The organism is Enterobacter cloacae complex sp. HYC080_NIDB, from assembly GCF_056673325.1.
The window spans coordinates 124,834-150,186 of the sequence record NZ_CP114212.1 but is presented as its reverse complement, the minus strand read 5'-3'; the positions used below and the strand labels follow the sequence as shown (position 1 = coordinate 150,186).

Genomic DNA, 25,353 nt, shown 5'->3' with positions numbered 1-25,353 from the left:
TCTCATCATCTTAGTCATCAGACTCAGTGTAGTCTTCTGCGCCTTCCATCTGCGGCTTACCGCCGGAGAGCGTATGGAAGCGTTTTGGACGCTTAATGCGCGCCATGTACTTGATCCATACACGTTCTGCTTCAGACTGTGGCTCACGCTCGCCACGGCACACTAAGACAAACTGCTTTTCATCTTCAGTTGCGGGCTCACGCTTACCCAGATCCAGCTCGTTGAAGGCATAACCATGACGCTCAAGCAGCTGCGCCTCTTTGATGGTGAAATCGCCGTGACGAGAGAACCCGCGCGGATAATGTTTATTGTCGAAAAAACGATTAGTCGTCGTAAAGCTTTCCGCCATCCTACACGCTCCTAATTCTTTGGCCGAGCTATTTATGGCGCGGAGTATTAGTTACGCTTGACAGAGTGTAAAACAAAACATTTAAATCATAACGACAAATTATTTTGCGGAGAAAGATGTGGATACGGAATTGCTAAAAACTTTCCTCGAAGTGAGCAGAACCCGCCACTTTGGGCGAGCAGCTGAAGCCCTTTACCTGACGCAGTCAGCGGTCAGTTTTCGTATTCGACAGCTGGAAAATCAACTGGGTGTGAATCTTTTTACCCGCCACCGCAACAACATACGTTTAACGCCTGCAGGTGAGAAACTGCTCCCCTATGCGGAAACGTTGATGAATACCTGGCAGGCAGCACGTAAAGAGGTTGCCCATACGTCGAGGCACAATGAGTTCTCGATAGGGGCCAGCGCGTCCCTGTGGGAATGTATGCTAAGTCAGTGGCTTACCCGGCTATATCGTTCTCATGAACATTTGCAATTTGAAGCCAGAATTGCGCAACGCCAGTCCCTGGTTAAGCAACTTCATGAGCGCCAGCTTGATCTTCTTATCACGACCGAAGCCCCCAAGATGGACGAATTTAGCAGCCAGATCGTAGGGCAGTTTGGTCTGGCACTTTATGCTTCTGAACCTTCAATGATGAAAGCCGATCTGACCTATTTGCGCCTGGAGTGGGGTCCTGATTTTCAGCAGCATGAGGCGGGATTGATAGCCCCAGATGATGTTCCACAGTTAACCACCAGTTCTGCCGAGATTGCCTGTCAGCAACTTCCCTTGTTGAAGGGTTGCACCTGGTTACCCGCCCGTTGGGCAGATACTAAAGCGGGGCTACATACCGTGATAGATTCCACCACCATTTCGCGCCCGCTGTATGCGATTTGGCTGCAAAACAGCGATAAGCAGTCGCAGATAAAAGATCTCTTAAAAATCAATATTATGGAATGATGCATCAGCCAGCAGGGAAGCTGGCTGAAAATTCAGGTGTGCCGTTGTATTTCACGCAAAAAAAAATCCTTTGCCGAAGCAAAGGATTCGATATGGCAGGGGCGGAGAGACTCGAACTCGCGACACCCGGTTTTGGAGACCGGTGCTCTACCAACTGAGCTACGCCCCTAAAGTTTTTTGCCATTAAGCCTGCCAGTGAGGCAGGCTTAATGTCTTAATAAGTGGCGGAACGGACGGGACTCGAACCCGCGACCCCCTGCGTGACAGGCAGGTATTCTAACCGACTGAACTACCGCTCCACCGAAGACTGCTTGTAACCACCGGATTTATGCACCGGCTTACTACTTAATTTGATGCCTGGCAGTTCCCTACTCTCACATGGGGAGACCCCACACTACCATCGGCGCTACGGCGTTTCACTTCTGAGTTCGGCATGGGGTCAGGTGGGACCACCGCGCTAAAGCCGCCAGGCAAATTCTGTTATCTGTATCAGGCTGAAAATCGTCTCTCTCACGCCAAAACAGCTTCGGCGTTGTAAGGTTAAGCCTCACGGTTCATTAGTATCGGTTAGCTCAACGCATCGCTGCGCTTACACACCCGACCTATCAACGTCATAGTCTTTAACGTTCCTTCAGGAGACTTAAAGTCTCAGGGAGAACTCATCTCGGGGCAAGTTTCGTGCTTAGATGCTTTCAGCACTTATCTCTTCCGCATTTAGCTACCGGGCAGTGCCATTGGCATGACAACCCGAACACCAGTGATGCGTCCACTCCGGTCCTCTCGTACTAGGAGCAGCCCCCCTCAATTCTCCAGCGCCCACGGCAGATAGGGACCGAACTGTCTCACGACGTTCTAAACCCAGCTCGCGTACCACTTTAAATGGCGAACAGCCATACCCTTGGGACCTACTTCAGCCCCAGGATGTGATGAGCCGACATCGAGGTGCCAAACACCGCCGTCGATATGAACTCTTGGGCGGTATCAGCCTGTTATCCCCGGAGTACCTTTTATCCGTTGAGCGATGGCCCTTCCATTCAGAACCACCGGATCACTATGACCTGCTTTCGCACCTGCTCGAGCCGTCACTCTCGCAGTCAAGCTAGCTTATGCCATTGCACTAACCTCCTGATGTCCGACCAGGATTAGCTAACCTTCGTGCTCCTCCGTTACTCTTTGGGAGGAGACCGCCCCAGTCAAACTACCCACCAGACACTGTCCGCAACCCGGATTACGGGTCTACGTTAGAACACCAGCCATTAAAGGGTGGTATTTCAAGGTCGGCTCCACGCAGACTGGCGTCCACGCTTCAAAGCCTCCCACCTATCCTACACATCAAGGACCAGTGTTCAGTGTCAAGCTATAGTAAAGGTTCACGGGGTCTTTCCGTCTTGCCGCGGGTACACTGCATCTTCACAGCGAGTTCAATTTCACTGAGTCTCGGGTGGAGACAGCCTGGCCATCATTACGCCATTCGTGCAGGTCGGAACTTACCCGACAAGGAATTTCGCTACCTTAGGACCGTTATAGTTACGGCCGCCGTTTACCGGGGCTTCGATCAAGAGCTTCGCGTTGCCGCTAACCCCATCAATTAACCTTCCGGCACCGGGCAGGCGTCACACCGTATACGTCCACTTTCGTGTTTGCACAGTGCTGTGTTTTTAATAAACAGTTGCAGCCAGCTGGTATCTTCGACTGATTTCAGCTCCACCCGCAGGGGCTTCACCTACATATCAGCGTGCCTTCTCCCGAAGTTACGGCACCATTTTGCCTAGTTCCTTCACCCGAGTTCTCTCAAGCGCCTTGGTATTCTCTACCTGACCACCTGTGTCGGTTTGGGGTACGATTTCGTGTTACCTGATGCTTAGAGGCTTTTCCTGGAAGCAGGGCATTTGTTACTTCAGCACCGTAGTGCCTCGTCATCACACCTCAGCGTTAAAAGGTACCGGATTTACCTGGAACCTCCGCCTACATGCTTAAACCGGGACAACCGTCGCCCGGCTAACATAGCCTTCTCCGTCCCCCCTTCGCAGTAACACCAAGTACAGGAATATTAACCTGTTTCCCATCGACTACGCCTTTCGGCCTCGCCTTAGGGGTCGACTCACCCTGCCCCGATTAACGTTGGACAGGAACCCTTGGTCTTCCGGCGAGCGGGCTTTTCACCCGCTTTATCGTTACTTATGTCAGCATTCGCACTTCTGATACCTCCAGCAACCCTCACAGGCCACCTTCAACGGCTTACAGAACGCTCCCCTACCCAACAACACATAGTGTCGCTGCCGCAGCTTCGGTGCATGGTTTAGCCCCGTTACATCTTCCGCGCAGGCCGACTCGACCAGTGAGCTATTACGCTTTCTTTAAATGATGGCTGCTTCTAAGCCAACATCCTGGCTGTCTGTGCCTTCCCACATCGTTTCCCACTTAACCATGACTTTGGGACCTTAGCTGGCGGTCTGGGTTGTTTCCCTCTTCACGACGGACGTTAGCACCCGCCGTGTGTCTCCCGTGATAACATTCTTCGGTATTCGTAGTTTGCATCGGGTTGGTAAGCCGGGATGGCCCCCTAGCCGAAACAGTGCTCTACCCCCGAAGATGAGTTCACGAGGCGCTACCTAAATAGCTTTCGGGGAGAACCAGCTATCTCCCGGTTTGATTGGCCTTTCACCCCCAGCCACAGGTCATCCGCTAATTTTTCAACATTAGTCGGTTCGGTCCTCCAGTTAGTGTTACCCAACCTTCAACCTGCCCATGGCTAGATCACCGGGTTTCGGGTCTATACCCTGCAACTTAACGCCCAGTTAAGACTCGGTTTCCCTTCGGCTCCCCTATTCGGTTAACCTTGCTACAGAATATAAGTCGCTGACCCATTATACAAAAGGTACGCAGTCACCTAACAAGTAGGCTCCCACTGCTTGTACGTACACGGTTTCAGGTTCTTTTTCACTCCCCTCGCCGGGGTTCTTTTCGCCTTTCCCTCACGGTACTGGTTCACTATCGGTCAGTCAGGAGTATTTAGCCTTGGAGGATGGTCCCCCCATATTCAGACAGGATACCACGTGTCCCGCCCTACTCTTCGAGTTCACAACCTGTGCATTTTCGTGTACGGGACTATCACCCTGTACCGTCGGACTTTCCAGACCGTTCCACTAACACACAAGCTGATTCAGACTCCGGGCTGCTCCCCGTTCGCTCGCCGCTACTGGGGGAATCTCGGTTGATTTCTTTTCCTCGGGGTACTTAGATGTTTCAGTTCCCCCGGTTCGCCTCGTTAACCTATGTATTCAGTTAACGATAGTGTGACGAATCACACTGGGTTTCCCCATTCGGACATCGCCGGGTCAAAGGTTCATATCACCTCGCCGGCGCTTTTCGCAGATTAGCACGTCCTTCATCGCCTCTGACTGCCAGGGCATCCACCGTGTACGCTTAGTCGCTTAACCTCACAACCCGAAGATGTTTCTTTCGATTCATCATCGGTTTGCGAAAATTTGAGAGACTCGAACACACATAATATGTGTGTCGTTTCAATTTTCAGCTTGATCCAGATTTTTAAAGAGCAAAACTTCGCAGTGCACCTTTTCAGGTTCACTCTGAAGTTTTCTTGTGTTCGCAGTAAAAGATGGTGGAGCTATGCGGGATCGAACCGCAGACCTCCTGCGTGCAAAGCAGGCGCTCTCCCAGCTGAGCTATAGCCCCATCGTTTTGCCAACCTCTGTACCGGTAATTTTTGTTGAGGCAACGCGTGGTGACACGAAGCATACTTAAGTATGTGAGTGTCGCCGCAACGCAGCATCAGCAAAAATTTGGTAGGCCTGAGTGGACTTGAACCACCGACCTCACCCTTATCAGGGGTGCGCTCTAACCACCTGAGCTACAAGCCTGCAGAGATTTTTACTGCTGTTTTTTCATCAGACAATCTGTGTGAGCACTGCAAAGGCAGGTTCTTTAAGGTAAGGAGGTGATCCAACCGCAGGTTCCCCTACGGTTACCTTGTTACGACTTCACCCCAGTCATGAATCACAAAGTGGTAAGCGCCCTCCCGAAGGTTAAGCTACCTACTTCTTTTGCAACCCACTCCCATGGTGTGACGGGCGGTGTGTACAAGGCCCGGGAACGTATTCACCGTAGCATTCTGATCTACGATTACTAGCGATTCCGACTTCATGGAGTCGAGTTGCAGACTCCAATCCGGACTACGACGCACTTTATGAGGTCCGCTTGCTCTCGCGAGGTCGCTTCTCTTTGTATGCGCCATTGTAGCACGTGTGTAGCCCTACTCGTAAGGGCCATGATGACTTGACGTCATCCCCACCTTCCTCCAGTTTATCACTGGCAGTCTCCTTTGAGTTCCCGGCCGGACCGCTGGCAACAAAGGATAAGGGTTGCGCTCGTTGCGGGACTTAACCCAACATTTCACAACACGAGCTGACGACAGCCATGCAGCACCTGTCTCAGAGTTCCCGAAGGCACCAATCCATCTCTGGAAAGTTCTCTGGATGTCAAGAGTAGGTAAGGTTCTTCGCGTTGCATCGAATTAAACCACATGCTCCACCGCTTGTGCGGGCCCCCGTCAATTCATTTGAGTTTTAACCTTGCGGCCGTACTCCCCAGGCGGTCGACTTAACGCGTTAGCTCCGGAAGCCACGCCTCAAGGGCACAACCTCCAAGTCGACATCGTTTACGGCGTGGACTACCAGGGTATCTAATCCTGTTTGCTCCCCACGCTTTCGCACCTGAGCGTCAGTCTTTGTCCAGGGGGCCGCCTTCGCCACCGGTATTCCTCCAGATCTCTACGCATTTCACCGCTACACCTGGAATTCTACCCCCCTCTACAAGACTCTAGCCTGCCAGTTTCGAATGCAGTTCCCAGGTTGAGCCCGGGGATTTCACATCCGACTTGACAGACCGCCTGCGTGCGCTTTACGCCCAGTAATTCCGATTAACGCTTGCACCCTCCGTATTACCGCGGCTGCTGGCACGGAGTTAGCCGGTGCTTCTTCTGCGGGTAACGTCAATTGCTGTGGTTATTAACCACAACACCTTCCTCCCCGCTGAAAGTACTTTACAACCCGAAGGCCTTCTTCATACACGCGGCATGGCTGCATCAGGCTTGCGCCCATTGTGCAATATTCCCCACTGCTGCCTCCCGTAGGAGTCTGGACCGTGTCTCAGTTCCAGTGTGGCTGGTCATCCTCTCAGACCAGCTAGGGATCGTCGCCTAGGTGAGCCGTTACCCCACCTACTAGCTAATCCCATCTGGGCACATCTGATGGCAAGAGGCCCGAAGGTCCCCCTCTTTGGTCTTGCGACGTTACGCGGTATTAGCTACCGTTTCCAGTAGTTATCCCCCTCCATCAGGCAGTTTCCCAGACATTACTCACCCGTCCGCCACTCGTCACCCGAGAGCAAGCTCTCTGTGCTACCGTTCGACTTGCATGTGTTAGGCCTGCCGCCAGCGTTCAATCTGAGCCATGATCAAACTCTTCAATTTAAGTTTGATGCTCGTGAATTAAACTTCGTAATGAATTACGTATGTTCACTCAGAGACTTGGTATTCATTTTTCGTCTTGCGACGTTAAGAATCCATGTCACTTTGAGTGCCCACACAGATTGTCTGATAAATTGTTAAAGAGCAGTTGCAACGCGGCTTTCGCTCACCGTTGCGAGGTCCCGTATATTACGTTTTCCTCATTCAGAGTCAAGCGATTATTTTTGCTTTTCTCTGTTGGCGTTCATCTCTGAACCCCGCTAACCCGGCGGCCTGTAAGCCGTTGTTCCGTGTCAGTGGAGGCGCATTATAGGGAGTTCTCAGACGTTGACAACCCCTCTTTTAAAAAAAACTTTCAACCGTCTCTTTTTTGCTCAAAACCGTGCTATAGCGCCAGTTTTTCGAGCGTTTGAAAGCCATAACGGCGTAAAACGGGTAAAAGTTGCTCAGTCTCTTTCGTAATTGCCATACAAAAAGCAATATTCGCATCGGCTGATTTCGCATCAGGCGCTTCATGTTCCAGCAGCCAGGCCGTACGACGCGCGATAGCCGCACCGGAATCCACCAGCCGAGTTCCCTCCGGTAGTACCTCTAACAGCTCTTCCTGTAGTAACGGGAAGTGGGTGCAGCCGAGCACAACCGTATCCGGGGGTTCAGGCATCCGCAACCATGGACGAAGAATACGACGCAGCTCGTCGAGTGATACCGCCTGTCCATGCAATTTCGCTTCGGCCATCTCCACCAGCTCTGCCGAACCGAGCATCGCAATCTGGCATTCGTTAGCAAAACGCTCGATCAGCTCGCGGGTATAAGGACGCTTTACCGTACCTCGCGTGGCCAGCAATCCCACAATGCCGTTCGCCGTCAAACGTGCCGCAGGCTTGATTGCAGGCACGACGCCCACAACCGGGAACGGGAATTTTTCACGCAGGGCGGGAAGGGAAACGGTGCTCGCCGTATTACAGGCGATGACGGCCAGTGCAAGGGGATAGCGCTTTTGCACTGCGGTGACGATTTCAACCACGCGCTCGACGATAAAGTCCTCACTCTTTTCCCCGTACGGGAACGCGACATTATCGAAAGCGTAAATGTAATGGAGATCCGGCAGGAGATGCCGAATCTCATCATAGACCGAAAGTCCACCGACGCCGGAATCAAATACCAGCACGGTGGGACGCGGATTAGAAGGTGTAGCTGCCAGACAAGGTGTATTCCCGTCCTGCAGTTTGGTAGCCATAAACTGTCTCGTAATCTTTATCGAACAGGTTGGCTATTTTACCACGAACTGTGAGGTGTGAGGTGACAGGATACGAAACTGCGACATCCCACAGGCTGACACCACCCATTTTTACACGTTCTGTAGAATAGGTATTCGGATCGACCGCAACGTCATAGCGTGTACCCAAATAACGATAGGAAACATTCCAGTCGAGATCCCATACCTGCCAGTCAAGCTGGTACTTAACCTGCTGCTTAGAACGGCGCGCCAGAACTTCATTGGTTTTAGTATTACGTGGGTCAACATAGTCATAGGAAATTTGGTGCCCTACCGGACCGGTATCAAACTGCGCGGTGGCTTCAATCCCTTTGATACGGGCTTCGTCCACATTGTAGTACCGGTAGTTTGCGTCGTAGCCAATTAGGTTATCAATGTCGTTACGATAACCCGTTACGCGCCAGTTAACCGGCCCCGTCAGACCTTCAAAGCCTCCTTCCCACTGTTTACTCTCTTCAGGCTTAAGGTCAGGATTGCCATATTTCTCACTGTGAATCTGGCTCATCGTCGGTGCTTTATAAGCCGTGCCATATGAACCAATAATCCGGTAACCATCGATAAACTCCCACGCAGCACTGGTTTGCCACGTAGCATGATTGCCAAAATTCGAGTTATCATCGTTACGTGCCGCAGCTTCTAACGTGATGCTGTCAAATTGCTGCATCGCCGAGAGGAAGACGCCCGTATTGCGCTGCTCATAGCCGTTATCCATAGTGCTAGAACCAGCCTGAGTTTTTTGTTTCTGCCAGTCCAGGCCCGCACCAATATTACCATGACCTACTTCAAGGGAATTTAACCACTGTGTGGTGTACTGCTTCACATCGTCCGTCGTTGCGGAATCTGAATAACGCCCTTTCTTCGGGTCATAATTCTGATCTTTGCTGCGACCATAACCTATGGCCAACTGCGATTTAAATATCCCCTGACTGTAGCGCAGGCCAGTATCCCAATTTTGACTGTAGAGTTGGCGCGTATCCGGTCGTCCATCAACAACAAAATTAGCATCGTAATGGTCATAGCCGTCATACGCAGTGCGATTGTCGTAACCAAAGCCGCGGAAAAAACCACTTATGCTATCGGTAATTTGCTGTTCCACAGAACCGTAAAGTGACTTACTCATAAAACCGTCACGATCCGGCTGACGCGGAGCATCTTTCGCACCGATATCGAAACCACGGGTATAAGTGTAATTACCCGCCATGGTGATTTTGGTTTTATCCAGAACCTGCTGGAAAGAACCGTCATAAGTTTGATAACCCTTAGAACCCACTCCGGCAGAAATTTCCGCGCCCGGTTTATCGCGCCCGGTGATAATGTTGATCACACCGCCAATCGCGTCGGAGCCATACAGCGCAGAACGCGGGCCGCGGATGTACTCAATGCGCTGAATCAGCGAGGTGGGGATTTGGCTAAGATCGGGAACGTTGCTGATCCCGGCATTGTTCAGCGGTACACCGTCAATCAGAACCAGAACGTGACGGGACTCAGTACCACGAATAAAAGTAGAAGAGGTCGCACCCAGGCCACCACTTTGCGCGATGTCCACTCCCGGCAAACGCGACATGATTTCCACAACGCTCTTTGCCTGCCAGCGTTCAATATCTTCTCGCGTCACAACGGACGTCGGCGCCAGAACGGTTTTTGCCGGTTGTTCAAAACGATTTGCCGTCACCACCAACGAGTCGGCGCTATCCTGCGCCCAGCCCGAAAATGCCGTGACGGACAGCGCCGTCAACAGCGATACTTTTTTAATCATTGTTAAAGCATCCACAATATAAGAAGGATGCCGCAGGCCCCATCGATAGCACGCGATGATGAAACCAAATGCGACGTGATCCCGGCAGGTCTTCGGGCTAGGTGGCGTTATACGGATGAAGACTTCCCATTTTCACAGTGTCTACAACGTTCATCCCGCCAGTCTTTACCGCTGCGCGTCAGCTCCAGAATTACACTGGATTCCCTTTTCACTCTCAGGAGACCGGAAACAGAATGCTACAATTAGACACGTATAGATGTCCAGACAGCTATGAGCCATTAAATCTGGACATCCCCTGCACAATGCCTACAATCCCCGCGTAATTCTTTATCACTCAGGACGCATCATGACCCCAGAACACCTCCCGACAGAACAGTACGACGCGCAGCTGGCAGAGAAAGTCGTCCGCCTGCAAAGTATGATGACGCCGTTCAACGCGCCCGTTCCCGAGGTGTTCCGCTCTCCCGTCAGCCACTACCGCATGCGCGCCGAGTTCCGCATCTGGCACGACGGAGATGACCTGTACCACATCATTTTCGATCAGCAGACGAAATCCCGCATTCGCGTGGACAGCTTCCCGGCGGCGAGTGAGCTCATCAACCAGCTGATGACCCTGATCATTGACGGTGTACGCGATAATCCGGTGTTGCGTCATAAGCTGTTCCAGATTGACTATCTGACCACGCAAAGCAATCAGGCGATTGTCTCTCTGCTCTACCACAAAGCGCTGACCGACGAATGGCGCGAACAGGCAGAAGCCCTGCGCGATGCGCTGCGTGCGCAGAACATCAATGTCCACCTGATTGGCCGCGCGACCAAAACCAAAATCATGCTGGATCAGGATTACGTCAATGAGCGTTTGCCGGTGGCGGGTAAAGAGATGATTTATCGTCAGGTCGAGAACAGCTTCACTCAGCCGAACGCCGCGATGAACGTGCAGATGCTGGAGTGGGCGCTCACGGCGACGGAAGGATCTAAAGGCGACCTGCTTGAGCTGTACTGCGGTAATGGCAACTTCTCCCTGGCCCTGGCACGTAACTTTGATCGCGTTCTGGCAACCGAAATTGCCAAGCCGTCAGTTGCCGCCGCGCAGTACAACATTGCCGCTAACCATATCGACAACGTGCAGATCATTCGTATGGCCGCAGAAGAGTTCACGCAGGCCATGAACGGCGTGCGGGCGTTTAACCGCCTGGAAGGGATCGACCTGAAGAGCTACCAGTGTGAGACGATTTTTGTCGACCCGCCGCGCAGTGGCCTGGACAGCGAAACCGAAAAGATGGTGCAGGCGTACCCGCGCATTTTGTACATCTCCTGTAACCCGGAGACGCTGTGCAAGAACCTCGAAACATTAAGCCAGACGCACAACGTTGAACGTCTGGCGCTGTTCGATCAGTTCCCGTATACGCACCATATGGAGTGCGGCGTTTTACTTACCGCACGGTAATCTGTAGGCCGTTTTTGGCAGGTGGCGCTTCGCTTACCTGCCCTACAAATAATTCATTACTCTGGTAACTGGCTCTTACGGCTACGCATGCGCGAGCCAATCCAGAATACCAGCGCCACAGACAGTACCGCAGGGAAGAAGTTAGATCCGATATCCGGGTACTCCGCACGCACCACGGTGCTATACAGCAAAACGCCGAGAATAAAGCAGGCAGCGGCCAGCCCCGGTAACCCCACCGGCATGGTGCGGTTCAGGTAACGTTGATGCAGGCAGTACACCGTCAGCACCAGCGCAATAAGCGGGAAAATCGAAAACGGAACAATTGAGCTAAAAATAGCGGCAAACGTCCCATTAATGGATAAGCCAGCGATCAATGCCAGCAACAGCGTCCCTTTATCCTGACCTGACTGTTTCATTACTCACCTTCACTCTTCGGTTTGATGTGCCAGTTTCTCTTGTTCACGGCGATACCAGTAGTACGCGCCTTTGGAGATCATCCTGAGCTGTAATACCAGTCGCTCTTCGAGCTGTTTGCGTTGTTCAATGCTGACATCCAGCGCTTCGGCACCCGCGCTGAAAACAATCGTCACCATCGCCTCAGCCTGTGCTTCAGTAAACGCACGCGGCATATGGTTTTCGAGTTCAAGATAGTCGGCAAGTTCCGCGATGAAGTGCTGAATTTCACGCGCGACGGCGGCACGAAACGCCGCCGATGTGCCCGAACGCTCGCGCAAAAGCAGACGAAACGCATTGGGGTTATTGCCAATAAATTCCATGAAGGTCGACACGGAGGTGCGTATCACGCTACCCCCTTTGGCGATACGCTGACGTGCCTGGCGCATCAGCTGGCGCAGCATCAGACCGCTTTCATCGACCATGGTCAGGCCCAGTTCATCCACATCACGGAAATGACGATAGAAGGACGTTGGCGCAATCCCGGCCTCGCGTGCGACTTCGCGCAGGCTCAAACTGGCAAAACTCCGCTCGGCACTCAGTTGACTGAATGCGGCTTCCACCAGCGAACGCCGGGTTTTCTCTTTTTGTTGTGCTCTTACGCCCATCACGATAGTTGAATCCTTCCAAAGGCCTGCTGGCACTATACCAGAGAATAAAATTAATCTGTTTGCCTGGCTTTGTGAATGATTGTTTACGTGCGGTTTGTGCTCCACTGCCGGAAAAAAGCACAACGATAATTGGGTTACCCTGGCAATGATGTTATGATTCTGTTGCTTTTATGTATAAGAACAGGTAAGCCTTACCATGCCACATTCCTACGATTACGACGCAATAGTTATTGGTTCCGGCCCCGGCGGCGAAGGCGCTGCTATGGGTCTGGTGAAACAGGGAGCCAGAGTAGCGGTCATTGAGCGCTACCATAATGTCGGCGGCGGTTGCACCCACTGGGGCACCATCCCTTCAAAAGCCCTCCGCCACGCCGTTAGCCGCATTATCGAATTTAACCAGAACCCTCTTTACAGCGACCACTCCCGACTTCTTCGTTCCTCCTTTGCCGACATCCTGAATCATGCGGATACCGTAATTAACCAGCAGACGCGCATGCGCCAGGGGTTTTATGAGCGTAACCACTGTGAGATTTTGCAGGGCAACGCGCATTTTGTGGATGAACACACCCTGGCACTTGAATGCCACGACGGTTCGGTGGAGACCCTCACCGCCGAAAAATTTGTGATTGCCTGCGGATCGCGCCCTTACCACCCGGCCGACGTCGACTTCTCGCACCCGCGCGTTTACGACAGCGACTCGATTCTTAGCCTGCACCATGAACCCCGCCACGTCATTATCTATGGCGCAGGGGTCATTGGCTGCGAATATGCGTCGATCTTCCGCGGAATGGATGTCAAAGTTGATCTCATCAACACGCGCGACCGCCTGCTGGCATTCCTCGATCAGGAGATGTCAGACTCTCTCTCCTACCACTTCTGGAACAGCGGCGTGGTGATTCGCCACAACGAAGAATACGAGAAGATTGAAGGTTGCGACGACGGTGTGATCATGCACCTCAAGTCCGGTAAGAAGCTGAAAGCGGACTGCCTGCTGTACGCCAACGGTCGTACCGGCAACACCGATTCCCTGCAGCTGGAGAATATCGGACTTGAGACCGACAGCCGCGGTCAGCTGAAGGTCAACAGTATGTACCAGACTGCCCTGCCGCACGTTTACGCGGTCGGCGACGTGATTGGTTACCCAAGCCTGGCCTCTGCCGCTTATGACCAGGGCCGTATTGCCGCACAGGCGCTGGTGAAAGGTGAAGCGACGGCGCATCTGATCGAAGATATCCCGACCGGCATCTATACCATTCCGGAAATCAGTTCCGTAGGGAAAACCGAGCAGCAGCTGACGTCAATGAAAGTGCCATATGAGGTGGGTCGCGCGCAGTTTAAACATCTGGCGCGGGCGCAAATTGTCGGAATGAGCGTGGGGACGCTGAAAATCCTGTTCCATCGCGAGACGAAAGAGATCCTCGGCATTCACTGCTTTGGTGAGCGCGCGGCGGAAATCATTCACATCGGCCAGGCGATTATGGAGCAAAAAGGCGGCGGTAACACCATTGAGTACTTCGTTAACACCACCTTTAACTACCCGACTATGGCGGAAGCCTATCGGGTCGCCGCGCTGAACGGCTTAAACCGCCTGTTTTAACGCGTTATCGAAATGGCCATCCATCGCACCGCGGATGGCCTCTGCCAGCTGCTCATAGCGGCTGCGCAGCGGTGACCCCGGACGATAAACAAGGCCGATCGTGCGACGCGGTTCCGGCTTAATGCACGGCAGATAAACCACGCCGTCACGCTTACGCTCGCGCGGCACGGCCAGCGCAGGCAGCAGCGTAATCCCGCTTCCCGCCGCCACCATATTACGCAGCGTTTCCAGGCTGGTTGCGCGGAAATGGGTATCTTCGTCGGCACCCGCTTCAAAGCAAAAGCCCATTGCCTGATCGCGCAGACAGTGGCCATCTTCCAGCATCAGCAGCTTTTCACCGGCCAGATCGGCCATCGGCACGCGATCGCGGTTCGCCCACGGGTGATCTTCATAGATCGCCAGCATCATTGGCTCATCGAACAGCGGCACTTCAATAAACGCTTCGCTCTCTTTCACCAGCGCCAGAATAGCGCAGTCAAGCTTGCCGCTATCTAACTGCGCCAGCAGTTGATGGGTTTGCGCTTCATGCAGGTACATTTCGAGTTTTGGGAAAGTCTGGTGCAACATTGGAATAATGTGCGGCAAAAGATACGGGCCAACGGTTGGGATCAGGCCAATATGCAGTGGGCCGGACATCGCTTCCCCCTGCTGGCTTGCCATTTCCTTGAGCACTTTGACCTCGCGCAGCACGGTGCGCGCCTGATCCACCAGCAACAAACCGGCCTGGGTGAACAGTACCTTACGACTGGTGCGCTCCAGCAGCATCACGCCCAGCTCATCTTCCAGCTTGCGGATCTGACCGCTCAGCGTCGGCTGGCTGACGTGGCAGGAATCTGCAGCACGGCGAAAATGGCGGTGCTCGGCTAGCGCTACCAGGTATTCAAGATCACGAATATTCATTATTCATCCTCCGTCGCCACGATAGTTCATGGCGATAGATAGCATAGCAACGAACGATTATCCCTATCAAGTTTTCTGTTGAATAATACACCACATAGACGAGGCGGCACGTGTTTGACCCTTGACGTCCCCGCACCGTCATCGAGTTTCTCTCAAAACTCGAACAACTAAAGCCAACGTGAACTTTTGCGGACCCCGTGGTCCGCTTTTTTTTGCGTAAAAAAGCCCGAGGTAAACGCAAAATGGCAACCGAAGTTGCCATTTTTAGTGTTTGCTCCCTCTCCCTGTGGGAGAGGGCCGGAGTGAGGGCACCCACCCGCACCGATCAAACCAACCGGTTTTTCGCATCCATAATCGCCTGCGCGACCTGCTTCGGCGACACGCCGCCTTTCGCGGCACGCTTATCCAGGCAGGATTGCAGCGCCAGAATCGGATAGACATCCTCCCCGATAACCGCACTGAACTTCTGCAGGTCAGCAAGCGCCAGGTCTTCCAGCGGTTTACCCTGACGAATCGCCTCCACCACCGCTTCGCCCACAATATGGTGCGCTTCACGGAACGGTACGCCCTTCGCGACCAGGTAATCCGCCAGCTCGGTGGAGTTGGCATACCCCTGCTGCGCCGCTTCCTGGCAGCGCGGACGTTTCACCTGAATGCCATCCAGCACCAGCGCCCCCATATGCAGACAATCCAGCCAGGTGTCGAGCGCGTCGAACAGCCCTTCTTTGTCTTCCTGCATATCTTTGTTGTACGCCAGTGGCAACCCTTTCAGGGTCATCATCATACCGGTCAGTGCGCCCTGCACACGGCCACACTTGCCGCGAATCAGCTCCAGCGCGTCCGGGTTTTTCTTCTGCGGCATCAGGGAAGATCCGGACGTCACGCGGTCGGACAGCTCCACAAAACCGGCTTCACCGGAGTTAAAGAAGATCAGGTCTTCGGCAAAGCGCGACAGATGCACCATCCCGATAGACGCATTGGAGAGCAGCTCCAGTACATGGTCACGGTCAGAGACGCTGTCCAGGCTGTTACGGGTGGCGGAGGCAAAGCCCAGCCAGCCTGCGAGCTGTTCACGGTCGATTTCATACGCGGTACCGGCCAGCGCGCCGCTGCCCAGTGGGCTGACATCCAGACGTTTCAGGGTGTCCTGCAGACGGCTTTCGTCACGCGCCAGCATCTCAACATAGGCCAGACACCAGTGGGCAAAGGTCACCGGCTGCGCGCGCTGCAGGTGGGTATAGCCCGGCATCACGGCGTCCTGGTTGTTCTGCGCGGTCTCTACCAGCGCGCTCTGCAGCTGACGGTTAGCTGCCAGCAGCTCGCCAACGGTCTCTTTACACCACAGCTTCAGGTCGGTCGCAACCTGGTCGTTACGGCTACGGCCGGTGTGTAGCTTTTTACCCAACTGACCGACTTTGTCGATAAGTTTGCCTTCCACCCAGCTGTGAATATCCTCGGCATCGCTCTGCAGGATTTGCTGCGGATCCAGACGCACCTCTTCCAGAAGGTTATTCAGCGCCTCTTCCAGTTGTAGCTGCTCCTCTGCGGTCAGCACGCCAACGGTCACCAGCGCTTTGGACCAGGCCACAGAGCCGACAATATCCTGTTCGGCCAGGCGGTAGTCGAAGCGCAAAGAGTCATTGAACTGTTTGAACCGCTGATCCGCTGCCTGTGTAAAACGCCCACCCCAAAGTGCCATAACATGCTTCCTTAATATCTTTGAATTTCACTGCCCGGTGACGCTGCGCTTACCGGGCCTACAAAACATTAAATCGATTACGCTAAAATACGCGTGCCAATCGGCGTGCCGTTAAACAGCGCCGGCAGTTGTTCCGCGTGACGCCAGGAGGCGATATCCACCGGGCGACCCAGCGTGCGAGCGGCATCCAGCGCGGCGTTCACTTTGACGATCATGCCGTCAGTAATGATGCCCTGCGCGATCAGCTGTTCGGCTTTGGCCGCGGTCATTTCCGCGATGCGCTGGCCTTTGCCGTCCAGAATGCCGCTCACGTCGGAAAGCAGGATCAGGTCTGCGCCCAGCGTAGCCGCCAGAGCCGTTGCCGCCTGATCCGCGTTAACGTTCATCAGCTCGCCCTCTTCGGTCACGCCGATAGAGCTCACCACTGGCAGGAAACCACCTTCCAGCAGCGTGTTAATCAGCTTAGGCGAACCCGGCTGCGCCAGTCCAACGTGGCCCAGTTCTTCATCGAGCTGGGTCACTTTTACGCTGTCGCCATCCCCCAGACAGAGACCAACGGAGGCGATATGATGTTTCTTCGCCCATGCCAGCAGCGTTTTGTTCGCCGTTCCCGCCAGCGCGCCGGTAATGATGTCAATCTGGTCAGCGGGCGTGACGCGCAGGCCGTTTTTCTTTTTCACCGGCAGGTTGAGCCCTTTCATCAGCTCATCTACCACGCAGCCGCCGCCGTGCACAATCACCAGCGGACGTTGGTGTGATTCACGATAGTTCACCAGCGCGGTAAACAGACGCTCCAGCGCTTCTTCGCTGTCCAGCAGTACACCACCGAGTTTGATAATTAATGGGTTCATCATCACACCTTAAATAAGAGCCTGCGTTTCAGGGAAGCCGAAACGAATATTTGCACACTGCATTGCCTGTGCGGCAGCGCCTTTGAGTAAGTTATCTTCTGCAGCGACCACAATCAGGTGCTCGCCCTGTACGGCAAAGCCGATGTCGCAGAACGGCAGCCCGACCACGTTTTTCAGCGCCGGCACGCCTTTGTCATACAGACGCACCAGCGGTTTATCCGCATACGCCTGCGTGAAGATCTCGCTCACCTGCTCTTTGGTCACGCCCGGTTTCAGGCGGCAGGTGATGGTTTCGAGGATGCCGCGCGGGAAGCTGCCCAGATGCGGCGTGAAAATGACGTCCGTACCCAGATGCGTCGTGATTTCAGGGTGATGGCGGTGATTAAACACGCCATACGGCTGAAGGCTCACTTCGCAGAAGCTATTCGAGATCGCTGCTTTGCGCCCTGCTCCGCTCACGCCGCTGGTGGCGTTGATCACCGGCCACTGGTTCAGATCCAGCAGACCTGCGTCGATCAACGGTTTCAGGGAAAGTTGCGCCGCCGTCGGGTAGCAGCCCGGCACGGCAATCAGATCCGCTTCTTTGAGTTTGTCTGTGCTCCACTCCGCCAGGCCGTAAACCGCTTTTTCAAGCAGATCGGGGTGCTGATGGGTGAAACCGTAATATTTTTCGTAGAACGCGCCGTCGTTAACGCGGAACGCGCCGGAGAGATCGAACACCACGCAGCCGGCTGCCAGGAACTGCGGTGCCAGGTCATGACTGACTTCGTGCGCAGTGGCTAAAAACACCACGTCAACGCCGTCGGTGAACTCACTGATGTCAGACATCGGCTGCAGCGGCAGATCGACAATGCCCTTAAGCCACGGATGCAAATCGGAAATTAACTTTCCTGCATCATTGCTTTGCGCTGACACGGTCAAAGCGGTTATGGTCATATGTGGATGGCGATTCACGTAGCTTACAAGCTCTGCGCCCGCATAACCGCTAGCGCCTACAATCAGCGTATTCAACATCGGGTTCCTTTATGCTCAACGTTAATGTATTTTTATTCACATTTATTGCATGAATATTGATACTATCACGACCTAAGGTGTGTCAACAATGAAAATGAACTTACCGCCATTTATCGAGATCTACCGCGCCCTGATTGCCACACCGTCCATCAGTGCAACGGAAGAAGCGCTGGATCAAAGCAATGAGTCTTTAATCAATCTGCTGGCGGGTTGGTTTAGCGATCTTGGGTTTAACGTTGAGGTACAGCCCGTCCCCGGAACCCGTCATAAATTTAACCTGCTGGCCAGCACCGGAACCGGTGCGGGCGGCCTGCTGCTTGCCGGTCATACCGACACCGTGCCGTTTGACGATGGCCGCTGGACCCGCGATCCGTTCACCCTGACCGAGCACGACAACAAACTCTATGGTCTCGGCACCGCCGACATGAAAGGCTTCTTCGCCTTTATCCTCGACGCGCTGCGTGACGTGGACGTGACAAAACTGAAAAAGCCGCTCTACATTCTGGCGACCGCCGACGAAGAGACCAGCATGGCGGGCGCGCGCTACTTCTCTGAAAACACGTCGATTCGCCCGGATTGCGCCATTATCGGCGAGCCGACGTCACTGCAACCGATTCGCGCGCACAAAGGTCATATCTCGACGGCCGTGCGCGTGCTGGGCCAGTCCGGTCATTCCAGCGATCCGGCGCGCGGCGTAAATGCGATTGAGCTGATGCATGACGCCATCGGGCGCATCATGACCCTGCGCGACTCGCTGAAAGAACGTTATCACTATGACGCATTCACCGTGCCGTATCCGACCCTAAACCTCGGCAGCCTGCACGGCGGCGATGCCTCCAACCGTATCTGCGCCTGCTGCGAATTGCATATGGATATCCGCCCGCTGCCGGGTATGACGCTGAGCGATCTCGACGGCTTGCTGAATGAAGCACTGGCCCCGGTGAGCGAGCGCTGGCCGGGCCGCCTGACGGTCTCCGAACTGCATCCGCCGATCCCGGGTTATGAGTGCCCTCCGGATCACCAGCTGGTTGAAGTGGTGGAAAAACTGCTTGGTGAAAAAACCGACGTGGTGAACTACTGCACCGAAGCGCCGTTCATTCAGACGCTGTGTCCGACGCTGGTCCTTGGCCCTGGCTCCATTAACCAGGCGCACCAGCCGGATGAGTATCTGGAAACCCGCTTCATCAAGCCCACTCGCGAGTTGATTACCCAGGTTGTGCACCACTTCTGCTGGCATTAAAACCGCACCGACTCTAACCCTCTCCCGGTGGGAGAGGGTTAGAGTGAGGGCAACAAATCGCATGATCTCCGTCACATTCCCATAAGCATCTCTTATCTGACGCAATGCGAATTAAATTTCGTAAATTGCCCGCATTTATTCGTTTGCTGAACCGTTTTCGCAGCAATTGACGACGGGGGTTTTACGTGGCTTTATAAAGGGAGATGACAAAATATTGTCCAGCAGATTTTCGCATGGGCATAAACAAAAATGATGGGGTGACTGGGTTTTTATGAACGAACAATATTCCGCGTTGCGTAGTAATGTCAGTATGCTCGGCAAAGTGCTTGGAGATACCATCAAAGATGCGTTGGGGGAAAACATCCTCGAACGCGTTGAAACCATCCGCAAGCTGTCTAAATCTTCCCGTGCCGGTAACGAGGCCAGCCGTCAGGAACTGCTCACCACCTTGCAGAACCTCTCCAACGATGAGCTGCTGCCCGTTGCCCGTGCCTTCAGCCAGTTCCTGAACCTGGCCAACACCGCTGAGCAATACCACAGCATTTCGCCTAATGGCGAAGCTGCCAGCAACCCGGAAGTGATTGCCCGTACGCTGCGTAAACTGAAAGACCAGCCCGATCTCACCGAAGCCACCATCAAAAAGGCGGTGGAGTCTCTCTCGCTGGAGCTGGTTCTGACCGCTCACCCAACCGAGATCACCCGTCGTACCCTGATCCACAAAATGGTGGAAGTGAACAACTGCCTCAAGCAGCTGGATAACAAAGACATCGCCGACTATGAACGCAACCAGCTGATGCGCCGTCTGCGCCAGCTGATTGCTCAGTCCTGGCATACCGACGAAATTCGTAAGCAACGCCCCAGCCCGGTCGACGAAGCCAAATGGGGCTTTGCGGTGGTGGAAAACAGCCTGTGGGAAGGGGTGCCGAACTACCTGCGCGAGCTGAACGAACAGCTGGAAGAGAACCTCGGCTACCGCCTGCCGGTCGACTTTGTGCCGGTACGCTTCACCTCCTGGATGGGCGGTGACCGCGACGGCAACCCGAACGTCACTGCGGAAATCACCCGTCACGTTCTGTTGCTGAGCCGCTGGAAAGCGACCGATTTGTTCCTGAAAGATATTCAGGTGCTGATTTCCGAACTGTCGATGGTCGAAGCGACGCCGGAACTGCGCGCGCTGGCCGGTGAAGAAGGCGCCAGCGAGCCGTACCGTTTCCTGATGAAAAAACTGCGCGGTCAGCTGATGGCGACTCAGGCCTGGCTGGAAGCGCGCCTGAAAGGCCAGCGTCTGCCGAAGCCGGAAGGCCTGCTCAGCCAGAACGAACAGCTCTGGGAACCGCTGTACGCCTGTTATAAATCACTACAGGCCTGTGGGATGGGCATCATCGCTAACGGCGAACTGCTCGACACCCTGCGCCGCGTGAAATGTTTCGGCGTGCCGCTGGTGCGTATCGACGTACGTCAGGAAAGTACCCGCCATACCGAAGCGCTGGGTGAACTGACCCGCTATCTCGGCATCGGCGACTATGAAAGCTGGTCCGAAGCCGACAAACAGGCATTCCTGATCCGCGAACTGAACTCCAAGCGCCCTCTGTTGCCGCGCAACTGGGAGCCAAGCAACGAAACCCGCGAGGTGCTCAACACCTGTAAAGCGATCGTGGACGCACCGAAAGGATCGGTGGCCGCCTATGTGATCTCCATGGCGAAGACCCCGTCCGACGTGCTGGCCGTTCATCTGCTTCTGAAAGAAGCGGGCATCGACTATGCCCTGCCGGTGGCGCCGCTGTTTGAAACCCTCGATGACCTGAACAACGCCAATGACGTGATGACCCAGTTGCTGAACATCGACTGGTATCGCGGCTTTATTCAGGGCAAGCAGATGGTGATGATTGGCTATTCCGACTCCGCCAAAGATGCGGGCGTGATGGCGGCATCCTGGGCGCAGTATCAGGCGCAGGATGCACTGATTAAAACCTGCGAGAAAGCCGGTATTGAGCTGACGCTGTTCCACGGACGCGGTGGCTCAATCGGCCGAGGCGGCGCACCTGCACACGCGGCACTGCTGTCGCAGCCGCCAGGCAGCCTGAAAGGCGGCCTGCGCGTGACCGAGCAAGGTGAGATGATCCGCTTCAAATACGGCCTGCCGGAAGTGACCATCAGCAGTCTGTCGCTTTATACCAGCGCCATTCTGGAAGCAAACCTGCTGCCACCGCCGGAGCCGAAAGCGTCCTGGTGCCATATCATGGACGAACTGTCGGCGATCTCCTGCGATCTTTACCGTGGCTACGTGCGTGAAAACAAAGATTTTGTGCCTTACTTCCGCTCGGCAACACCTGAGCAGGAACTGGGTAAACTGCCGCTGGGCTCGCGTCCGGCGAAGCGTCGCCCGACCGGCGGCGTAGAGTCACTGCGCGCGATTCCATGGATTTTCGCCTGGACGCAGAACCGTTTGATGCTGCCTGCCTGGCTGGGTGCCGGTGCCGCGCTGCAGAAAGTGGTGGAAGACGGTAAACAGAACGAACTGGAAACCATGTGCCGCGACTGGCCATTCTTCTCTACCCGTCTGGGTATGCTGGAGATGGTCTTCTCGAAAGCTGACCTGTGGCTGGCGGAATACTACGATCAGCGTCTGGTTAAGCCTGAGCTGTGGGCGCTGGGTAAAGAGCTGCGCGAACTGCTGGAAGGCGACATCAAAGTGGTGCTGGATATCGCCAACGACTCACACCTGATGGCGGACCTGCCGTGGATCGCCGAGTCTATCCAGCTGCGTAACATCTACACCGACCCGCTGAACGTCCTGCAGGCAGAGCTGCTGCACCGTTCTCGTCTGGCGGAAGAAGAAGGTAAAGAGCCGGATCCACGCGTTGAGCAGGCGCTGATGGTGACGATTGCGGGCGTTGCGGCGGGTATGCGTAACACGGGCTAATCCGCTATGCCGGGGGGGTGCTTGCGCCCACCCGGCAATACCCCGGTATCCAAAACATGTTCCACGATATTACGCACATCCTCACGGCTCTGATTAAAGGCGCATTCCCCCTGGATCAAGTGCACTTTGTCGCGCCTGCCGAGAATAACCGCACATCACCTTATCTCTCAGTTATCCTGGAAACCCGCTGCGAAGCCTTCTTTTCCGCATCCGGGAACGTCCCGCTGCATTCTTCAAACTCGCTCAGAATAAGCTTCGGCAAACAGCAGCTGACGCTTCAGCTCTACCGGGGCAACGCTCTTATACAACAGCAGCAGATTGCCAGAAGAGGGCCCCGGACGGGCGCGTTTCTCCTGCAAACGCTCAATGAGCTGCAGATGCAGCCAACTGAGCAGGACACGGCCAGGCTGGTGATATTAAGTCTGCTCAGCCACTGCCGCGATCTGCTTGGCAGTGATATCCACACTGATAGCCGCAGTCGCGCATTATTCGAAGCCGTTCGTCGCTTTATTGACGAAAAGCATGCCTCGGCGCTGACCCGGGATTCCGTTGCCGGGGAATTTTATATTTCCCCTAACTATCTCTCTCACCTTTTTCAGAAGACCGGGAACGTCGGGTTCAATGAATACCTGACGCAGACCCGTCTGGAACACGCCCGCCAGCTGCTGAAAGGCTATGACCTCAAAATTAAAGATATCGCCGCACGCTGCGGATTTACCGACAGCAACTACTTTTGCCGTCTCTTTCGTAAGCACACCGAGCGCTCCCCTTCCGAATATCGTCGTCAGTATCACAGCCAGCTGATTGCCAAAAAATAGCATTGTGATCGTTCTCTCACTTCACTAAGGACATTACATTTGTCCAGTATTTGGCAAAATTGACCTGTATCCGCCGTACTCTGCCGCGCCTTATCCTTTATTCAACCTTTCTGACTTAAGGAAAAATAATGGAACTGTACCTGGACACCGCCAACGTGGCGGAAGTTGAGCGTCTGGCGCGGGTATTCCCGATCGCGGGTGTGACCACTAACCCGAGCATTATTGCCGCCAGCCGGGAGTCCATCTGGAGCGTGCTGCCGCGCCTGCAAAAAGCCATCGGTCCCCGGGGCACTCTGTTTGCCCAGACCATGAGCCGTGACGCCGGGGGAATGGTGGCGGAAGCCAAACGTCTCAGTAATGCCCTGCCGGATATCGTGGTGAAAATCCCGGTAACGGCAGAAGGACTTGTAGCGATTAAGGCATTGAAAAACGAGGGGATCACTACACTCGGGACGGCCGTATACAGTGCCGCACAGGGTCTGCTGGCTGCACTGGCGGGCGCGTCGTATGTCGCACCGTATGTGAACCGCGTCGATGCCCAGGGCGGTGATGGTATCCGCATGGTCCAGGAGCTGCAATCTCTTCTGGAAATGCATGCCCCTGAGAGCAAGGTGCTGGCCGCCAGCTTCAAAACGCCACGTCAGGCGCTGGACTGCCTGCTGGCCGGATGCGACGCAATCACGCTTCCTTTAGATGTAGCGCAACAAATGCTCGGCACGCCGGCGGTAGAGTCAGCCATAGAGAAGTTCGAGCAGGACTGGAAAAACGCGTTTGGTAACCTCAACCTCTAAGGGAGAAATGTTATGGACCGTATCATTCAATCGCCCGGAAAATATATCCAGGGCGCTGATGTGCTTACCCGTCTCGGCGACTACCTGAAACCGCTGGCAACGCGTTGGCTGGTTGTCGGCGATAAATTTGTGCTGGGTTTTGCTGAAGAAACCTTGCGCCAGAGCTTTAAAAACGCAGAGCTGCATGCAGAAATCGCACCGTTTGGTGGCGAATGTTCACAAAATGAAATCGATCGTCTGAAAAAACTGGCCGATAGCGCCGACTGTCTGGCCGTGCTGGGTATCGGCGGCGGGAAGACGCTGGACACCGCCAAAGCGCTGGCACACTTTATGGACGTGCCGGTTGCGATTGCCCCGACCATTGCCTCCACCGATGCACCGTGCAGCGCACTTTCCGTAATCTATACCGACAGCGGCGAGTTCGATCGCTACCTGATGCTGCCGCACAACCCGAACATGGTGATTGTGGATACCAAAGTCGTCGCGGGTGCACCGGCTCGTCTGCTTGCCGCGGGGATTGGCGATGCGCTGGCGACCTGGTTTGAAGCGCGCGCCTGCTCGCGTAGCGGTGCCACGACGATGGCGGGCGGTAAATGCACGCAGGCGGCACTCGCGCTGGCGGAGCTGTGCTATAACACGCTGCTTGAAGAGGGTGAGAAAGCCATGCTGGCGGCGGAACAGCATGTCGTAACGCCTGCGCTGGAACGCATTATCGAAGCCAACACCTATCTCAGCGGCGTAGGTTTTGAAAGCGGTGGACTGGCTGCGGCACATGCGATTCACAACGGTATGACGGCGGTGCCGGATGCGCATCACTTCTATCACGGTGAAAAAGTAGCGTTTGGTACGCTGACGCAGCTGGTGCTCGAAAATGCGCCGGTAGAAGAAATAGAGACCGTCGCGGCGCTTTGCCACAGCGTGGGACTGCCGATCACGCTGGCGCAGCTGAATATTAAAGAGGATATTCCGGCCAAAATGCGGCTGATCGCAGAAGCGTCCTGTGCAGAAGGGGAAACTATTCACAACATGCCGGGCGGAGTAACGCCAGATCAGGTGTATGCGGCGCTGCTGGTGGCTGACCAGTATGGACAGCGGTTCCTGCAGGAGTGGGAGTAATAAAAAAAGCCGGGTGGCGCTACGCTTACCCGGCCTACGAATGACATGCTTTTGCAAGCCGGGTAAGGCGTAGCCGCCACCCGG

The 25,353-nt window shown here is 54.6% G+C and carries 17 protein-coding genes, 4 tRNA genes, 3 rRNA genes and 1 riboswitch; of the genes, 8 read left to right on the top strand and 16 right to left on the bottom strand.

Annotated elements, in window-relative coordinates; all coding sequences use genetic code 11:
* Nucleotides 1-10 precede the first annotated feature (10 nt).
* On the bottom strand, nt 11-349 hold the full coding sequence (locus O1723_RS00675; RefSeq protein ID WP_014885680.1) for a MaoP family protein: 339 nt from the start codon (nt 347-349) through the stop codon (nt 11-13).
* 118 nt (nt 350-467) lie between these two features.
* On the opposite strand from O1723_RS00675, the gene hdfR reads away from it, so the two are divergent.
* On the top strand, nt 468-1,289 hold the full coding sequence (hdfR, locus tag O1723_RS00670; RefSeq protein ID WP_014885681.1) for an HTH-type transcriptional regulator HdfR: 822 nt from the start codon (nt 468-470) through the stop codon (nt 1,287-1,289).
* A 93-nt stretch (nt 1,290-1,382) separates the two neighbouring features.
* Here hdfR and O1723_RS00665 read toward each other — a convergent pair.
* The 9 genes from O1723_RS00665 to btuB all read right to left on the bottom strand — a co-directional run bounded on the left by O1723_RS00665 (nt 1,383) and on the right by btuB (nt 9,809).
* A tRNA-Trp gene (locus O1723_RS00665) sits at nt 1,383-1,458 on the bottom strand.
* Between the two features lie 53 nt (nt 1,459-1,511).
* A tRNA-Asp gene (locus O1723_RS00660) sits at nt 1,512-1,588 on the bottom strand.
* Between the two features lie 56 nt (nt 1,589-1,644).
* A 5S ribosomal RNA gene (gene rrf / locus O1723_RS00655) occupies nt 1,645-1,760 on the bottom strand.
* Nucleotides 1,761-1,825: 65 nt separating this feature from the next.
* Nucleotides 1,826-4,729 (bottom strand): 23S ribosomal RNA (locus tag O1723_RS00650).
* Between the two features lie 180 nt (nt 4,730-4,909).
* Nucleotides 4,910-4,985: transfer RNA gene (locus tag O1723_RS00645), tRNA-Ala, on the bottom strand.
* Nucleotides 4,986-5,093: 108 nt separating this feature from the next.
* Nucleotides 5,094-5,170 (bottom strand) — tRNA-Ile (locus O1723_RS00640).
* 70 nt (nt 5,171-5,240) lie between these two features.
* A 16S ribosomal RNA gene (locus O1723_RS00635) occupies nt 5,241-6,780 on the bottom strand.
* Together the 16S, 23S and 5S rRNA genes with 4 tRNA genes alongside form the textbook arrangement of a ribosomal RNA operon.
* A 382-nt stretch (nt 6,781-7,162) precedes the next feature.
* Nucleotides 7,163-8,014, bottom strand: a complete 852-nt coding sequence (gene murI, locus O1723_RS00630; protein ID WP_014885682.1) for a glutamate racemase — start codon at nt 8,012-8,014, stop codon at nt 7,163-7,165.
* Nucleotides 7,959-9,809, bottom strand: coding sequence for a TonB-dependent vitamin B12 receptor BtuB (btuB, locus tag O1723_RS00625; RefSeq protein WP_014885683.1), 1,851 nt, complete (start codon nt 9,807-9,809; stop codon nt 7,959-7,961). Before btuB ends, murI begins: the two co-directional genes overlap by 56 nt.
* Nucleotides 9,810-9,875: 66 nt before the next feature.
* Nucleotides 9,876-10,051, bottom strand: a riboswitch (cobalamin riboswitch).
* Between the two features lie 104 nt (nt 10,052-10,155).
* Here btuB and trmA point away from each other — a divergent pair.
* Nucleotides 10,156-11,256, top strand: a complete 1,101-nt coding sequence (gene trmA, locus O1723_RS00620) for a tRNA (uridine(54)-C5)-methyltransferase TrmA (RefSeq protein WP_023336462.1) — start codon at nt 10,156-10,158, stop codon at nt 11,254-11,256.
* A 56-nt stretch (nt 11,257-11,312) separates the two neighbouring features.
* On the opposite strand, the gene O1723_RS00615 is transcribed toward trmA, so the two are convergent.
* Nucleotides 11,313-11,672 (bottom strand): YijD family membrane protein, encoded by a 360-nt coding sequence (locus O1723_RS00615; protein ID WP_008501783.1) that lies wholly within the window; start codon nt 11,670-11,672, stop codon nt 11,313-11,315.
* A gap of 9 nt (nt 11,673-11,681) precedes the next feature.
* Nucleotides 11,682-12,320 (bottom strand): HTH-type transcriptional repressor FabR, encoded by a 639-nt coding sequence (gene fabR / locus O1723_RS00610; protein WP_008501784.1) that lies wholly within the window; start codon nt 12,318-12,320, stop codon nt 11,682-11,684.
* Between the two features lie 196 nt (nt 12,321-12,516).
* On the opposite strand from fabR, the gene sthA reads away from it, so the two are divergent.
* The gene (sthA, locus tag O1723_RS00605; RefSeq protein ID WP_014885685.1) at nt 12,517-13,917 is read left to right on the top strand and encodes a Si-specific NAD(P)(+) transhydrogenase; all 1,401 of its coding nucleotides are present in this window, start codon (nt 12,517-12,519) and stop codon (nt 13,915-13,917) included.
* On the opposite strand, the gene oxyR is transcribed toward sthA, so the two are convergent.
* From oxyR to argC, 4 genes are all read right to left on the bottom strand, one after another.
* Nucleotides 13,900-14,817, bottom strand: a complete 918-nt coding sequence (gene oxyR / locus O1723_RS00600) for a DNA-binding transcriptional regulator OxyR (protein WP_014885686.1) — start codon at nt 14,815-14,817, stop codon at nt 13,900-13,902. The two genes, sthA and oxyR, sit on opposite strands and share 18 nt — an antisense overlap.
* A gap of 325 nt (nt 14,818-15,142) precedes the next feature.
* On the bottom strand, nt 15,143-16,516 hold the full coding sequence (gene argH, locus O1723_RS00595) for an argininosuccinate lyase (RefSeq protein WP_023336463.1): 1,374 nt from the start codon (nt 16,514-16,516) through the stop codon (nt 15,143-15,145).
* Nucleotides 16,517-16,593: 77 nt separating this feature from the next.
* On the bottom strand, nt 16,594-17,370 hold the full coding sequence (gene argB / locus O1723_RS00590) for an acetylglutamate kinase (protein ID WP_086527814.1): 777 nt from the start codon (nt 17,368-17,370) through the stop codon (nt 16,594-16,596).
* A 6-nt stretch (nt 17,371-17,376) separates the two neighbouring features.
* A complete protein-coding gene (gene argC, locus O1723_RS00585; RefSeq protein WP_023336464.1) occupies nt 17,377-18,381 on the bottom strand; it encodes an N-acetyl-gamma-glutamyl-phosphate reductase in 1,005 nt (334 codons plus the stop codon).
* Nucleotides 18,382-18,469: 88 nt separating this feature from the next.
* Between argC and argE the strand changes: the two genes are divergently transcribed.
* The 5 genes from argE to gldA all read left to right on the top strand — a co-directional run bounded on the left by argE (nt 18,470) and on the right by gldA (nt 25,269).
* Nucleotides 18,470-19,621, top strand: coding sequence for an acetylornithine deacetylase (gene argE, locus O1723_RS00580; protein ID WP_014885690.1), 1,152 nt, complete (start codon nt 18,470-18,472; stop codon nt 19,619-19,621).
* A gap of 271 nt (nt 19,622-19,892) precedes the next feature.
* Nucleotides 19,893-22,544, top strand: a complete 2,652-nt coding sequence (ppc, locus tag O1723_RS00575) for a phosphoenolpyruvate carboxylase (protein WP_014885691.1) — start codon at nt 19,893-19,895, stop codon at nt 22,542-22,544.
* A 56-nt stretch (nt 22,545-22,600) separates the two neighbouring features.
* Nucleotides 22,601-23,362 (top strand): AraC family transcriptional regulator, encoded by a 762-nt coding sequence (locus O1723_RS00570; protein ID WP_014885692.1) that lies wholly within the window; start codon nt 22,601-22,603, stop codon nt 23,360-23,362.
* Between the two features lie 128 nt (nt 23,363-23,490).
* Nucleotides 23,491-24,153 (top strand): fructose-6-phosphate aldolase, encoded by a 663-nt coding sequence (gene fsa / locus O1723_RS00565; RefSeq protein WP_014885693.1) that lies wholly within the window; start codon nt 23,491-23,493, stop codon nt 24,151-24,153.
* Between the two features lie 12 nt (nt 24,154-24,165).
* The gene (gene gldA / locus O1723_RS00560; RefSeq protein ID WP_014885694.1) at nt 24,166-25,269 is read left to right on the top strand and encodes a bifunctional L-1,2-propanediol dehydrogenase/glycerol dehydrogenase; all 1,104 of its coding nucleotides are present in this window, start codon (nt 24,166-24,168) and stop codon (nt 25,267-25,269) included.
* The last annotated feature ends 84 nt before the right edge of the window (nt 25,270-25,353 follow it).